This is a genomic window from Pseudomonas sp. 10B238, from assembly GCF_000970615.1.
In the GTDB taxonomy this organism is placed as follows: domain Bacteria; phylum Pseudomonadota; class Gammaproteobacteria; order Pseudomonadales; family Pseudomonadaceae; genus Stutzerimonas.
Genome location: NZ_KQ033928.1, coordinates 68,583 through 81,669, shown reverse-complemented (window position 1 = coordinate 81,669; position 13,087 = coordinate 68,583). Strand labels below are relative to the sequence as shown.

Here is a 13,087-nt window from a genome sequence, read left to right as displayed (position 1 = left end):
AGCCGATTATTCAGGAAGTGGGCGCCTGGGAGGGCGAGCGGTGGCCAAGATTGACCGAGTAGAAGACCTACCAGAATGGTTCAATTTAGATAGATACCGCGAGTGCGAAAACCTTAGTGCGACCGACTGGCTTGCGGAGCTAGAAATGCGGCGGACATTGTTTCGGGCTTACCAATCCCTCGGAGCAATGCCGATGTGGGAGAGCGACCTTGTGGTTGCGGTTCACTCGGGGGTTGCCGATTCGATTAGGGAAATGCCTATCGACCCGTCACGGAATGAATACGCAGACTTACACATTCAGCCAGTTCGAAACGTGAATGTGGCAGATCTGCTGATGCAAAGAATTAGAGACGAAATAGCAAACAAGGATGGGCGTGGGTCCGACGAGATGGCAAGCCGTTGGGCTGCCATAGGGGACTCGCAATATCCTTTAAACTCTGCGATGAGCGTTGCAGGGCTGCCCGTCGAAATCGACTTCTACAGCCCTTATGCCTTGCCTGCTGCGGTCATTCAGGTCGATCTAAATTCGCCCGACTCACTGCTAAGAGACGCCTTTACCGCTTGGCTAAAAGAGGCTAGGTCATTCCGCCAGAGTGATTCCGGAAAGCGCCAAAAGCCACTCTATGGCCGCTGGGCGCGTTATGGGCTGCTGCCTTACCTTGACCTAATGATCTGGGGAATGGAGACCCACACCCACATACCTGATCGTGTCATGAGCGCAGCCATAAGCCACTATGACGCAGGCGAGGCAAACCTACGCAAGACCATCGCCCCGTTAGCAGCGGATTTAATGCGCGATCTGTCAGGGCTTAGGGCTGTAGCTTTCTCCAAAAAGCCAGCCGAAACGGAAACTTCCGGTCTCTGAAACTTTCCGGAAACTTTCGCTCACTGAAACTCGGATCGAAACCGCTCTGGTTGTTGTATTCAATGCCAATCGTGTTCAACAAAGCCCGAGAGGCACACGATATGGCCGCACATACCAACCCCGCCCAACTTCCCCGCCGCTTTATCAAGCTGCCTAAGGTGAAGTACTACACCAGCTTTTCCACATCCGAACTTTACCGGCGCATCGCTGCCGGAACCTTCCCGAAGCAAATCCGGCTCGGCCCGAAATCCGTAGCCTGGGACGAGTCGGAAATCCTGGCTTGGTGCGATGAGATGGCCGCCCAACGCGGGGAGGCTGCATAAATGACCGACAAAAAAAAGGCCGACCAACAGGCCAGCCCCAAGAATACAGCGCACCATAATACCAGCTCCGAAGCGCAACGCGCCCGCTTGCTCGCCAGGCTGAAGGCTGGCCCCATCGACACGATCACGGCGCGTCGAGAGCTAAATATTCTGATGCCAGCCGCACGCATCAAGGAGCTACGCGAAGCGGGCTTCCCTATCGAAACCCAGCGCATCACCTTGATTGACGACCACGGGCGCAATCACAGCGGTATCGCGCTTTATTACCTGCGGACCACATCTGAAGCAGGGAGCGCTGCCGCATGACCGCCTCAACGCCCCATCTCTGCCTTGTCAGCCAGCGCCAGCGGCGCTATGGTTCGTCCGTCACGGTCAATCCCGTGGCCGACCTTGGCCGGTCGAACAAGCAAAAGGCGCTCAAGCGCCCCGACCCGATAGCAGGCGCTTTTTTTGTGCCTGCCGTATCGAGTTATGGCGGCTGTGCGTGGGATACCTTCGGGTATGCCGGGTTCCTTTTGCCCCGGTCGGCCAACCCGCGTACAGCTGCCACCCTAATTCGCTTGGCCGCGAACGGTGACAGCTCCCCAGCAAAAGGAGCACCACCCATGCAAACCACCCGCACCCCGTCCACCCATGCCGCCGCTTGGAAGGCCCGCGCCCTTGCCGCATTGCGCGCAGATTCGTCCCTGTCCGTCCGCCTGCGCCGCTACAACGAAGCGATGGCCCGCGCCCGTACCCTGGAAACCGTAGGGGGTGCGCGATGAGCACGGTCGAGAAAGTGGACGCAATCGACGCCTACGACCTGGCGACCTATTCGCGCGAACACGGCACCTGGCTTGCCGCCCTTATGCGCTCAATCACACTCGATGCAAGACACAACAAAGGGCACAACGTTGCCGCACTCGCTGGCTTGGGACAGTACTTGGCCGATGACCTAAGCAACTACATGGATTGCGAAGCCGAGCGCATCAAGCGTGCGGAGGGGCTGAAATGAAGGCCGCCTGCTGGAATCACCTACTGCCCGACCCTTCGCGCCTCACCCCCTTGGCCGCCGACGAGCTGGAAGCCATCGAGCGCACCGCTGAATGTGAGGCCATGACGGTAACGCACGGCATCGCCGCCATTGGCGAGCTGCTGGCCTTCACGGCTGACGCTGGCGAGCTAATGGACGATACCGCCCGCGATATCGGCTGGCTTATCAAGTCGCTGGGCATGTTGTCCGGCAGGCTTGTGGACGTAGCCAACGGCGCCGAGTACGAACTAGAGCGCCGCAAGTCCACCGCACCGACCCCGACCGCAGAGGGCTAAACCATGACCATTCAAAACGGCGTCCATTCGCCGAGGGGATCGGCTTGCTTGGAGAAAGCCGAACTGGCCTTTCGCGACGCCCTGCAAGCGACGTTCGGGCCGCTGGATTGGCTGCCTGTAGCAGACGGCACCATTCACCGTTTCCGCGTGCCAGACGACAAGCCCGGCACGCTAAATGGCTGGTATGTCTTGCACTTGGACGGCATCGCGTCGGGTGCGTTCGGAAGCTGGAAAGCGGGAGGCTCGAGCACCTGGACCAGCCGCAAGCCCGCCGATCCAATGGAGGCCGAATTGATCCGCCAGCGGGTTGAGCAGGCACGGGAGCAACGCGAAGCGGACCAGACCCGGCGCCAGATTGCGACAGCCAGCTATGCGGGCACGCTTTGGAGCGAGGCCCAACCGGCTGCGACGGATCACCCCTATCTGACCCGTAAAGGAACCGTCGCGCATCGCCTGCGCCAACGTGGTGACGTTCTGCTGGTGCCGCTGTATGCCGATGGCTACCTATGCAACCTGCAACGCATCGCTGCGGACGGCGGTAAACGTTTCCTATCTGGTGGCCGGGTGAAAGGCTGTTATTCGCCCATCGGCGTATTGGAGGCAGGCCAGCCGCTGTACGTCTGCGAAGGCTGGGCAACCGGGGCAACCATCCATGCCGAAACCGGCACTGCCGTGGCCTGCGCGATGAACGCGGGCAACCTGTTGGAAGTCGGGCGCCAGCTTCAACGGCACCACCCGGACAGCCCATTGATTATCGCTGGGGATGACGACCGCCAGACCGAGGCTGACGGCAAAGGCAACCCCGGACGCACCGCAGCCACTCAAGCCGCTGCCGTGCTGGGCTGTGGTCTGGTGCTGCCCCCCTTCCCCGCCGATGCCCCGCTGGAGCTTTCGGACTTCAACGATCTAGCCAACTGGAGGGCCGCACCATGAGCGCAGCCACCGTTACCCCGATTGTGCCGGAAGCCGCCGCGCCAGCTATAGAGCGCCCCTGTTATCGCGTCTATGACCACACCATCACCCTGGACGGCGTGAAGCTGCGCCCCGGGGTCTGGCATCACGGCCACCGGCAAGACAAGCAAGGCGGGGAGTTCCTGCCATTCGATGAGTGGCTGTGCGGGCCGTTGCATGTCGAAGCCGTCACCAGAAACGAAGGCCAGGACGGCGACTACGGACGCCTGTTGCGATTCCGCAATGCCGACCGCCGCGAACTGACCTGGGCAATGCCCAACGAGCTGTTGGCGGGCAAGCCCGATTCGATCCTGTCCGTTCTGCTGGGCATGGGCCTGGACGTTGATTACCAGCGCCGCGCCAAGGTCTGCCAGTACATCGCCGCTCAATACCCGAAAGATCGCGTGATAGCGGCCACGTCTACCGGATGGCATACGCGAGAGCTATTCATCATGCCGCGCCAGAACATCGGCAAGGGCAAAGCGATATTCCAGAGCGAAGCCGCAAACGGTGACGACTACCGCCAAGGCGGGACACTGGAAGGCTGGCAAGACAACATCGGGACCAAGTGCGAAGGCAACCCGCTGCTGGTGCTGAGCGTGTGCGCTTCATTGGCGGGGCCGCTGCTGTACCACGTCCAACGGCAAGGCGGGGGCTTTCACATCGTCGGCGATTCCAGCACCGGCAAGAGTTCCGCCATTCTGGCCGGGGCTTCGGTATGGGGGCACGGCGAGGACTTCAAACGCACTTGGCGGGCTACCGGCAACGGCCTGGAAGGTATCGCCAGCCAACGCAATGACACGCTGCTGGCGCTGGATGAGATAGGCGAAGCCGACCCACGAGAAATCGGCGCTGTGGTCTACGCGATGGCGAACGGCACCGGCAAGGCCAGAGCCAGCCGCAACGGTTCGGCAAGGGCTGCGAAGCGCTGGCGCGTCATGCTGTTTTCGTCTGGTGAGCTAGGGCTATCGGCGCTGATGGCCGAAGGCGGCAAGCGCAGCCGGGCGGGGCAGGAGATCCGCCTGCTGGATATACCCGCCCGCCGCGCTTTCGGTGCCTGGGATCAATTGCACGGCATGACCGGGGGCCGGGAGTTTTCCGACGCTATCCAACGCGCCAGCGTGACCCACTACGGGCACGCCGGGCCGCAGTTCATCCGCAAGCTGCTGGAGCTTGGCGAGCAGGACGACTTACCCGCGCTGCTGGCGCAATTCTGCGCGCAGTACCCCAGCACCAGCGGCCAAGAAAGCCGAGCCGCTGAACGCTTCGCCCTGGTGGCAATGGCTGGCGAACTGGCTATCAGCTTTGGCGTGCTGCCCCTTCCGGTCGGAACCGCCCGAGATGCCATGTTGGGGCTGTTTGAAGTATGGCGAGCAGGCCGGGGGCAAGGCCCAAGCGAGGATCGGCAGATATTGCGCGCCGTCGCTGATTTCCTAGCCCGCCACGGCGACACCCGGTTTTCATCCGCCGACGATCCACAAGGCGAAGCCAGGGACCGCGCCGGATATTGGGAAGACAGCCCAAGCGGACGCCTGTACCTGTTCAACCGCCCCGGCCTGGAGGAAGCCGCGAAGGGTTACGACCTGGGGCGCGCAGTGCTGGCGCTGGAATCGGTCGGGGCGATTGCCAAACGTGAACCGGGCCGCGCACAAGCTACCAAGCGGCTACCCAGCGGGCGCAAGGAAAAACTGTACTGGATCGACGCCGCCAGGCTAGAGCCAGAACAGTAAACGAACCTTGCATATCCCGCTGGGGACACCGGGGACAGTGGGGGCGCCCTAGTGCCGCAAGGGCTGGGACTGTCCCCACCCGCTGCAAAGGCAAGGGGACAGTGGGGACAGGCCGGGCAGTTTGCCCCCACTGTCCCCACCCAACGAAAGGTATAGGGGACAGCTACAGCCCGCGCCGTTACTGGCTGCCCCCTTTGTCCCCTCTGTCCCCACGGCAAAACACGAAAGGAAAGTGAAATGAGCGCACTTCGCCAGCTTGCCGAGAACTTGGGATTATCGAGCGACCAGCAGCCATTACCAGACACGGCGCCCGTCCATCCTGCCGCCAACGATCCGCAGCAACAAACCAGCGCCCAAGCCCTACCCGCCGCACTGGAAGCACCAGCCCATGCGGACGGCATCGCTGCCGCAACCGCGCAGCCCACCTACCCGACTCGATACATTGTTACAGCCGCCACGGCAGCACCTGAATGGCGTCAGCGTCGTGACCAATACATGAGCCACCTTATGTCCTGCCGGGCCTGCTATGCGCCGACAAACCGCTACTGCCAGACCGGCACCGAACTTCGCGCCATCTACAACGCGACGCCTTTTGCCGATAGCTAGAGGGGTGGCCTTGGGTCCTCCTGACGGGGTGGGCCTATGGGGGTGATTCGTGCCCCGCCCTTTCGCTTCATACGGATTTTTTGGGGCTTCCACCGCTTCCGGTTCCGCTTTCAGCTGGAAGCCCCGCCAGCAAGCCCGCAACGGTTACCAGCCACGCGGAAACGACCGGCGCAAGTTGGCCTATTACCCAGCAACAGCGCCCGAGCTGCGAAGCCTGGAGCCAGCCAACGAAACAACAACCAACCCGCCAGCCAGCTCCGTACATAGCGAAAGGTCACGGCACGAATCACCCGCACCCCTGCCGCCCTACCGGAAGGACCCGTTGCGGGGAGGGGGTGGGTTGAAAGTTCATCGCTTCGCTTTCCCGAACGATAGGGGGAGCTACATTCTTGTTTCCCCAAAATCCGCATTCCCCGCATGACCCGATAAGCCGATCACGACAGCGGTTCGCAATGTTCGCGCTATTGGTTCGCAGTCCTGGCGCGCAAGCTGGTACGCACGGAAGGCACGCATTTTTCACGCGCACTTTCCACGCACTACCCCGTTTCGTGGAATCAACCCCATGAAAGCCGGTTTGGTGACCAGTACGCGCACGCACGCGAGGCCACGAGGGTGATATCAGGGTGAGGCGGACGGCAAGGTTAGGGCAAGGGTGACCAGCCCCGGTGACGAGTCGGAGCGGTAAGACGAGGGCGAGATTAGGGCGAGGTAACCCCAAGATCACCGCAAGACGAAACGGTAAGGACACGGTGAGCCAATGGCGTAGCCGGACGATTAGCGCAAGGCGACACAGCAAGGTTCTAGCAAGGGTGACGGGGCGATTACGGGTAGGAACCCCAAGTTTGCCCCAAGGGGGGAGGCTAAAAAACAATCAATGGCTATCAAGCGCCCCGGCACCTCTTCCAAAGTAGATAGGGTTTAGATTCCGACGCTGACAGCAGGCCGGAGGACGCTAAGAAAACACCAAGGCACAACAGCGACCAGCAACCCCAAAACAGGGGCAGCAAAAGAAAAAGCGGGTAGATTTGTGCGTAGATTATTTACCGCACACAAGCGAAACCCTTACGGCACGCAGGTTTCAGCGCACAGTTCGGTTCCGTCCCTGGCACCATCTATTAATTTCAGGTGGTGCCAAAACCACCCGAAAGCCCACAAGAAGCCCGCCTAGTGCGGGTTTTTTGTTGCCCAGAAAACATGCCCATCCATCAGCCTTCAATCCCAGCGGCACTTGGCCTGATTCAGTTCACGGTTCGTCATTTGCGAACGTGACTCCGGCTTGCTCATGAGACATGGCTCCGGTTCGGCAACCAATCCGGCTGATACGCTCCCGCGCCCGCCCGATCCCTACGGATGCCGTCATGCTGCGCGCTTTAGTAACCTCTTTGCTCTTTTCAGCCCTGCCTGCATTTGCGGCGTCGTTCGATTGCCGGGTGACAGGTATTGCCAACGGCGACACCTTCAGCTGCCTTGATGCTTCAGGTGAGCATGTCAGGGTGAAGTTAGCCGAGATCGATACCCCGGAGCTCCGACAACCTTATGGGAGCCAGGCGCGCCAAGCACTTGCCAGTTATATCTTCGGCAAAACCGTGACGCTGACAGCTAAGGGTCGCGACGATGCGGAACGGACTTTGGCGCGGGTTAGGGCCGGTGACAGTGAGATCAATTCTGAATTGGTCAGGACTGGGAATGCATGGGCCAACCGCGGCCACCTCGATGACCGGGCGCTTCTCAATCTGGAGGCAGTCGCGCGCGAGCTTGGGCGGGGCCTGTGGTCGTTACCCAAAGCGGATCAGCTGCCTCCGTGGGAATGGCGCGAGCAGCAACGCAGCAGCCGTTGATACAAATCGCTCATAACTGACCGGCGTAACAGCTAACGCACAACGCAAACAACTAGCAACACAATCTTAATGCAAGTCATTTGCATTTAGTTTAACTTCTCGCTCCCCACGAAAAACACCAACATCGGGAGCCTTCACGTGTTTCGCAAAACCTGTCTGTGTCTGTCCGTATCCCTAGCGACCCTTTCACTCTCGTCGATGCCTGCGCTGGCCGATGACGCCACCGAGCTGGAAGCTGTCACCATCAGTGCGACACGTGCCAGAAGCGAAGCTGGAAAGACGCCGCAAAAGATCACAGTGATCAATCGCGAGCAGATCGAACAGCAGCTGGCGATCACCTCGGACCACGGCGCAGTACTGAGCAACCTGATTCCCTCCTACTCGCCGAGCCGTCAGAAGATGAGCAGCGCGGGCGAAACCTTTCGTGGCCGCTCGGCGCTGATCCTAATCGATGGCGTACCGCAATCGACCCCTCTGCGTGACAGTCAGCGTGACGGCTACACCATTGATCTTTCGATGGTAGAACGCATCGAGGTGATTCACGGCGCCAGTGCCGAGCATGGTCTCGGCGGCACCGGCGGCATCATCAACTACGTTACCCGTCGCCCCGAAAGCGGAACGTTGCGCCAGCACGCCGGGATCAGCTTCACCGCGCCTACCGATTACGAGTCAGAAGGGCTTGGCTACAAGCTGGACTATCGGGTCGAGGGCACACAGGGCAACTTTGACTATCTGGTCGGCACCAGCTGGCAGACCCAGGGGATGTTCTACGACGCGAATGGCGACCTGATCGGCGTCGACGATACCCAGGGCGATGTGATGGATTCGACCAGCACCGACCTGTTGGTCAAGCTCGGCTACTGGCTCGACGACAACCAGAACATCGGCCTGATGGTCAATCGCTACGAGGTCGAAGGCGAGCACGAATACGTCAACGTGCCCGGCGATGCCGACGCCGATATTCCCGCGACCTCGCGCAAGGGTGACCCTCAGGGCGAGGCGCCACAGAACGAAGTGCTGGCCACCAGCCTCTCCTACAAACATGCCGATCTGTACGGCAACGAGCTGGGCCTGCAGTTATATACCCAGCGCTTCCGCGCACGTTTCGGCGGTGGCACCAACGGCACCTTTCAGGACGCCGGCATCGCACCGGTCGGCACGCTGTTCGACCAATCACAGAACGAGTCGGACAAGATCGGCGGCAAGCTGACGCTCAGCCGTGACGGCCTGCTCGACAACCACCTGATGCTCACCGGCGGTCTCGATGTGCTGCAAGACACCACCAGCCAGCAACTGATCCTGACCGATCGCGAGTGGGTGCCGGAAACCGTTTTCCGCAACTATGCCCCCTTCCTTCAGGCGGAAATCAGAGCGCTGGAAGACCTTACCCTTTTCGCCGGGGTTCGCCACGAGTTCGCCGATCTGGATGTGGACAGCTTTAGCACCATCGCCTCAACCAACCCGGGCCTCGGAGGTGTGGACGTTGAAGGCGGCAATCCGACCTTCGAAGAAACCCTCTACAACGCGGGTTTGGTCTGGCAGATAACCGACTGGGTCCAGCTGTTCGGCAACTACTCCGAAGGGTTCGGCATGCCGGATGTGGGCCGCGTGTTGCGCGGCATCGGCACGCCTGGCACGAGCGTCGACAACTTTCTCGACCTGCAACCAGTGGTCACTGAGAACCGCGAGATCGGCTTTCGCCTGAACCATGGTCCGTTCGATGCCGAGATCAGCTACTACGAGTCCGACGCCGAGCTCGGATCGCGCCTGGACAGCGTGGGCGGGGTTTACCAGATTCGGCGCGAGCGCACCGAAATCGACGGCGTCGAATTCACCGGCGGCTGGCAGGTCAACGACGCGCATCGCCTGAAGCTGATGTACGCCCAGGTCGATGGCCGGTCCGATACCGATGGCGACGGCAAGGTCGATACCGACCTCAACGGCGCCAACATCTCACCGAACCGTTACGGCGCCAGCTGGCAGGCTAACTGGACCGACGAGCTGCATAGCCTGCTGCAGGCCAACCACTACGCCAGCCGTGATTTCGACACGCCCGGCCTGGAGTTCGAGGGCTACACGCTGGTTGATGCCTACGTGGGCTATCGTTTGCCGCTCGGCGAAGTCAGCTTAGGGGTTGAGAACCTGCTTAACCGTGACTATCTGACGTACTACTCGCAGGCCGCCAATACCGGCTCGAAAGTCACCCGTGACGGTCGCGTATTCAACGGCCGCGGGCGCACCCTCACGCTCGGATACCAAGTCAGTTTCTAAGCGATGGGCGCGGCGACGCAGAAGCAAAACGTGAAGACCGCCGCGGTCCGCCGGACCGGACGCGGCACCCTGATGCTACGTGTCGTCGCAGCGATTGGTGGCGGCTATGCCTGCACGGCATCGCTGGCCTCCGCTGGCGCTCAACTGCTGGTGCTGGCCGGAGGTATGGCGCGCAGCGAAGCGGTGTTCCTGGTCGCCATGCTGGGGTTTGTCCTGTACCTCGCATTGCTGCTGTGGAGCTTTACGGAGGCTAGCGTCTGGCGGGTCTGGGCCTGGCTGTCGGTAGGCATCGTGATAGGCGTGGGGCTGTCTTACGGGCTGGCTCCATCGCTGGTCGAGTACTGATGATGGCGCCAGGCAAAGGCTTTCGCCAATCAATGAGCTGGCTGCATACCTGGGCGGGCGTACTGCTCGGTAGCCTGCTGCTAGCAATCTTCTGGACCGGTTCGCTGTCAGTGTTCGATCGGGAAATCGACCGCTGGATGCAACCCGGTACTCGCCTGGCGGAGCCGCCACCGCAGTTGTCGCTCGATCGGCTGGTTCTGCCACATGCAAAAAACTTGGCCCCTGACGCGCCAGTCTGGACGATTAACCTGCCGACCCCACGCGTACCGGTGCTGCAACTCGATTATGAGGACCCGCAGCATGGGCGGGTGCGCCGTTACATCAACCCGCACACCGGCGAGTTGATTGTCGACCAAGGCAGCTGGGGCGGTACCCGCTTCATCTTCCCGTTCCATTTCAGCCTGCATCTGAACTGGCGCAGCGTCGGCTACTGGCTGGTCGGTGCCGCTGCCATGGGCATGCTGGTGCTGCTGGTGTCGGGCGTCGTAGCGCACCGAAAGCTGATTGCCGAGTTCTTCACCTTTCGCCCCCGCAAGCGACTGCAGCGCAGCCTGCTCGATCTGCACAACCTCACCGGCGTGGTGGTACTACCTTTTCATTTCATGATCAGCCTGTCCGGACTGGTCATTTGCTGCCTGATCTACTTTCCCAGCGTCGCTCAGGCGCTCTACCCGAGCGACCAGGCGCAGCTGAAGCTTGAGGGATTGGGCACCTATTTCCGCCCGCCGTCGGGCCCGTCCACTGACATCGCATCGCTAGACACCATGCTGGACAGTGCACAGGCGATCTGGACGAGCCAAGGCAAGCCTGGCGAGGCCTATCTGGTCCGCGTCCGGAATCCCTTTGATCGCAACGGACATGTCGAGATCCGCCGTGCTCATACCCGGGCTGTAACGATGAATGCCGACCGGCTGACCTTCGATGTGACCACCGGCGCGCTGCTTTACCAGCACTCGGCGGCTCCCATCGCCGGGGTTCAACGCTTCCTGACGGGCCTGCATTTCATCCAGTTCGATCACTGGACGCTGCGTTGGCTGTACTTCGCCGGCGGTCTGGCCGGCTGTGTGCTGATCGGTAGCGGCCTGTTGTTCTGGACCGGCTCGCGGCGGGCCAGGCACGAGCGTCAAGGACGGATCGGGGCGCGCCTGGTCGAAGCGCTGAGTGTGACGGCGGGCCCCGGGCTAATCATTGCCACCCTGACCTTTTTTGTTGCCAATCGCCTGCTGCCACTGGACGGGCCGGTAACCGGCAATCAGCGCGCAGTGCTGGAGGGTTGGGTGTTCTTCTTGAGCTGGCTCACTACCATGGCCCACGCCGCGTGGTACCCGGCCCAGGCATGGTGCCGTCAGTTGCAGGCCGTCGGCGGATTGGCCATCGCCTGCGTACTGCTGAACGGGTTCACAACCGGCGATCATTTGCTCCATAGCCTGTGGCACGGCAAGGCTGCCATCGCTGGCATGGACCTGATGCTGCTGGCACTCGCTGGCTCCTGCCTGCTAGCGGCACGACGAATTCGCCTGACCAGTCAGGCACGCCAGTCGAATAATCCTCCTGAACCTGAGGCGCACCGGCATGCCTGACTGGCTCGGCTCGGTGCTGGCGTTCTTTCTGTGTTATCTCGCTTTCGCACTACTAGCGCTCTGTCAGCAGGCGCATCGCAAGGGAGTCGACCCCAGCGCTTGCATCCCGACTGCGGGCGGCCAACGAATGCGAGCGCTTTGCGCGACCCTGTGCTTGTTCACGGCATTGGCGCTGCTGCTAGCCGGACAGGGCGGGGGCTTCGGTACAGTCCTGTGGGTACTGCTGGCTAGCGCGGCAGCCTTTAGCCTCGCGCTGACCCTTGCCTGGAAGCCCGCTTGGTTGCGCCCATTGCTTCAGGCCTGCTGCCTGCTTGGAGGGCAGGTATCGAACCAAACATAGATGCGCCGACTTAATCTCGGCTAGGCTAACAGCGACGACAGCGCAGGTCGCAAACCTGCCCCGGCTGCCATGCAGCCGCCAAGGAAAGGCCGGACACCTCGCAAGGAGCAAGCCATGCAAAGGGTTCTCTCGATTCTGCTGATCGGGTTGCTGTCGATCGCCACTCAAACCGGTGCGGCGCAGTGGCGCTTCGTGACCGAGGACTTCCCGCCCTTCACCTACCCTGCGCAAGGCTCGGTCAGCTCCGCTGCAGGAGCCAATGCCGGCGGCCCGCTGGTGGAGGTGGTACAAACAGTCTGCGCCCGTTTGCAGCAGGACTGCTCGATCGCTCTATACCCCTGGCGGCGTGCACTGCGGCTGGCCGAGCAGGGACAGGCGGATGGCATTTTCACGCTGGTACGGTCACCGCAACGTGAGCAAATTTTCCACATCAGTCGGATGCTGGTCACGTCACGCTACAGCGTCTTCGCCCGCACCGACAGCAGCTTTGTCTTCAATCAACCGAGCGACTTAGCTGGCCGGCTGGTCGGGGTCTACGGGCCTTCCGGGACGTCCTATGTGCTATCCGAGCGCCTCAAGTCGGTGCCTGACGTACGCCTGCACCTCACTGCCGATAACCGCCGCCTGCTGCGCATGTTGCAGTCCGGACGTTTCGGCAAGGAGGGTCTGGCGGTGCTCAATCAGGATGTTGCCTGGCACCTGATCGATGATGAGCAGCTTACAGGCGTGCGTGAGGCTGGCGAGATGGGCCCGATCACCTATGGCATCGGGTTGTCACGCAGCACCATAAGCGAGGCGCAGTTCAAGGCGTTCGAGCAAGCACTGGATGAGGCGATTGCCGACGGTACGGTGCCCGCGATCTTGCGCCGTCACCAGCTCGAACCCGCCTACTGAGCCAAACCCTAGCAACTCAGCCGATGCAACAGCGTG

15 protein-coding genes are annotated in these 13,087 nt (G+C 61.4%); all 15 read left to right on the top strand.

What is annotated here, in order from left to right; genetic code table 11:
• The first annotated feature begins 40 nt into the window (after window positions 1–40).
• The 15 genes from RT21_RS02675 to RT21_RS02610 all read left to right on the top strand — a co-directional run bounded on the left by RT21_RS02675 (window position 41) and on the right by RT21_RS02610 (window position 13,051).
• Window positions 41–865 (top strand): DUF6387 family protein, encoded by an 825-nt coding sequence (locus RT21_RS02675; protein WP_046161512.1) that lies wholly within the window; start codon window positions 41–43, stop codon window positions 863–865.
• Between the two features lie 101 nt (window positions 866–966).
• The gene (locus RT21_RS02670; RefSeq protein WP_046161823.1) at window positions 967–1,188 is read left to right on the top strand and encodes a helix-turn-helix transcriptional regulator; all 222 of its coding nucleotides are present in this window, start codon (window positions 967–969) and stop codon (window positions 1,186–1,188) included.
• Window positions 1,189–1,494, top strand: coding sequence for a helix-turn-helix domain-containing protein (locus tag RT21_RS02665; protein WP_046161511.1), 306 nt, complete (start codon window positions 1,189–1,191; stop codon window positions 1,492–1,494).
• A 299-nt stretch (window positions 1,495–1,793) separates the two neighbouring features.
• Window positions 1,794–1,952, top strand: coding sequence for a hypothetical protein (locus RT21_RS23755; RefSeq protein WP_177327044.1), 159 nt, complete (start codon window positions 1,794–1,796; stop codon window positions 1,950–1,952).
• Window positions 1,949–2,182 (top strand): hypothetical protein, encoded by a 234-nt coding sequence (locus tag RT21_RS02660; RefSeq protein WP_046161510.1) that lies wholly within the window; start codon window positions 1,949–1,951, stop codon window positions 2,180–2,182. The genes RT21_RS23755 and RT21_RS02660 overlap by 4 nt, the downstream gene beginning before the upstream one ends.
• Window positions 2,179–2,496, top strand: a complete 318-nt coding sequence (locus RT21_RS02655; RefSeq protein ID WP_046161509.1) for a hypothetical protein — start codon at window positions 2,179–2,181, stop codon at window positions 2,494–2,496. The genes RT21_RS02660 and RT21_RS02655 overlap by 4 nt, the downstream gene beginning before the upstream one ends.
• Window positions 2,497–2,499: 3 nt before the next feature.
• Entirely contained in the window at window positions 2,500–3,429 is a 930-nt protein-coding gene (locus tag RT21_RS02650; RefSeq protein ID WP_046161508.1) for a toprim domain-containing protein, read from the top strand.
• The gene (locus RT21_RS02645; RefSeq protein WP_046161507.1) at window positions 3,426–5,177 is read left to right on the top strand and encodes a DUF927 domain-containing protein; all 1,752 of its coding nucleotides are present in this window, start codon (window positions 3,426–3,428) and stop codon (window positions 5,175–5,177) included. The genes RT21_RS02650 and RT21_RS02645 overlap by 4 nt, the downstream gene beginning before the upstream one ends.
• Window positions 5,178–5,414: 237 nt before the next feature.
• Entirely contained in the window at window positions 5,415–5,783 is a 369-nt protein-coding gene (locus RT21_RS24030) for a hypothetical protein (RefSeq protein WP_234463446.1), read from the top strand.
• A 1,358-nt stretch (window positions 5,784–7,141) separates the two neighbouring features.
• On the top strand, window positions 7,142–7,621 hold the full coding sequence (locus RT21_RS02635; protein WP_046161506.1) for a thermonuclease family protein: 480 nt from the start codon (window positions 7,142–7,144) through the stop codon (window positions 7,619–7,621).
• 138 nt (window positions 7,622–7,759) lie between these two features.
• The gene (locus RT21_RS02630) at window positions 7,760–9,892 is read left to right on the top strand and encodes a TonB-dependent receptor (RefSeq protein WP_046161505.1); all 2,133 of its coding nucleotides are present in this window, start codon (window positions 7,760–7,762) and stop codon (window positions 9,890–9,892) included.
• Between the two features lie 30 nt (window positions 9,893–9,922).
• Entirely contained in the window at window positions 9,923–10,237 is a 315-nt protein-coding gene (locus RT21_RS02625; protein WP_156155711.1) for a hypothetical protein, read from the top strand.
• Window positions 10,237–11,817 carry a PepSY-associated TM helix domain-containing protein gene (locus RT21_RS02620; protein WP_256203864.1) on the top strand — a complete coding sequence of 527 codons (1,581 nt, stop codon included), beginning with the start codon at window positions 10,237–10,239 and terminating at the stop codon, window positions 11,815–11,817. The genes RT21_RS02625 and RT21_RS02620 overlap by 1 nt, the downstream gene beginning before the upstream one ends.
• The gene (locus tag RT21_RS02615) at window positions 11,810–12,157 is read left to right on the top strand and encodes a DUF3325 family protein (RefSeq protein ID WP_046161504.1); all 348 of its coding nucleotides are present in this window, start codon (window positions 11,810–11,812) and stop codon (window positions 12,155–12,157) included. Before RT21_RS02620 ends, RT21_RS02615 begins: the two co-directional genes overlap by 8 nt.
• 114 nt (window positions 12,158–12,271) lie before the next feature.
• Window positions 12,272–13,051, top strand: coding sequence for a substrate-binding periplasmic protein (locus RT21_RS02610; protein ID WP_045423429.1), 780 nt, complete (start codon window positions 12,272–12,274; stop codon window positions 13,049–13,051).
• Window positions 13,052–13,087: the final 36 nt, after the last annotated feature.

Coding starts and splice junctions, on each gene's coding strand:
- RT21_RS02615 (WP_046161504.1), top strand. CDS start 11,810: ATGCCTGACTGGCTCGGCTCGGTGCTGGCGTTCTTTCTGTGTTATCTC.
- RT21_RS23755 (WP_177327044.1), top strand. CDS start 1,794: ATGCAAACCACCCGCACCCCGTCCACCCATGCCGCCGCTTGGAAGGCC.
- RT21_RS02635 (WP_046161506.1), top strand. CDS start 7,142: ATGCTGCGCGCTTTAGTAACCTCTTTGCTCTTTTCAGCCCTGCCTGCA.
- RT21_RS02610 (WP_045423429.1), top strand. CDS start 12,272: ATGCAAAGGGTTCTCTCGATTCTGCTGATCGGGTTGCTGTCGATCGCC.
- RT21_RS02670 (WP_046161823.1), top strand. CDS start 967: ATGGCCGCACATACCAACCCCGCCCAACTTCCCCGCCGCTTTATCAAG.
- RT21_RS02655 (WP_046161509.1), top strand. CDS start 2,179: ATGAAGGCCGCCTGCTGGAATCACCTACTGCCCGACCCTTCGCGCCTC.
- RT21_RS02620 (WP_256203864.1), top strand. CDS start 10,237: ATGATGGCGCCAGGCAAAGGCTTTCGCCAATCAATGAGCTGGCTGCAT.
- RT21_RS24030 (WP_234463446.1), top strand. CDS start 5,415: ATGAGCGCACTTCGCCAGCTTGCCGAGAACTTGGGATTATCGAGCGAC.
- RT21_RS02650 (WP_046161508.1), top strand. CDS start 2,500: ATGACCATTCAAAACGGCGTCCATTCGCCGAGGGGATCGGCTTGCTTG.
- RT21_RS02660 (WP_046161510.1), top strand. CDS start 1,949: ATGAGCACGGTCGAGAAAGTGGACGCAATCGACGCCTACGACCTGGCG.
- RT21_RS02665 (WP_046161511.1), top strand. CDS start 1,189: ATGACCGACAAAAAAAAGGCCGACCAACAGGCCAGCCCCAAGAATACA.
- RT21_RS02645 (WP_046161507.1), top strand. CDS start 3,426: ATGAGCGCAGCCACCGTTACCCCGATTGTGCCGGAAGCCGCCGCGCCA.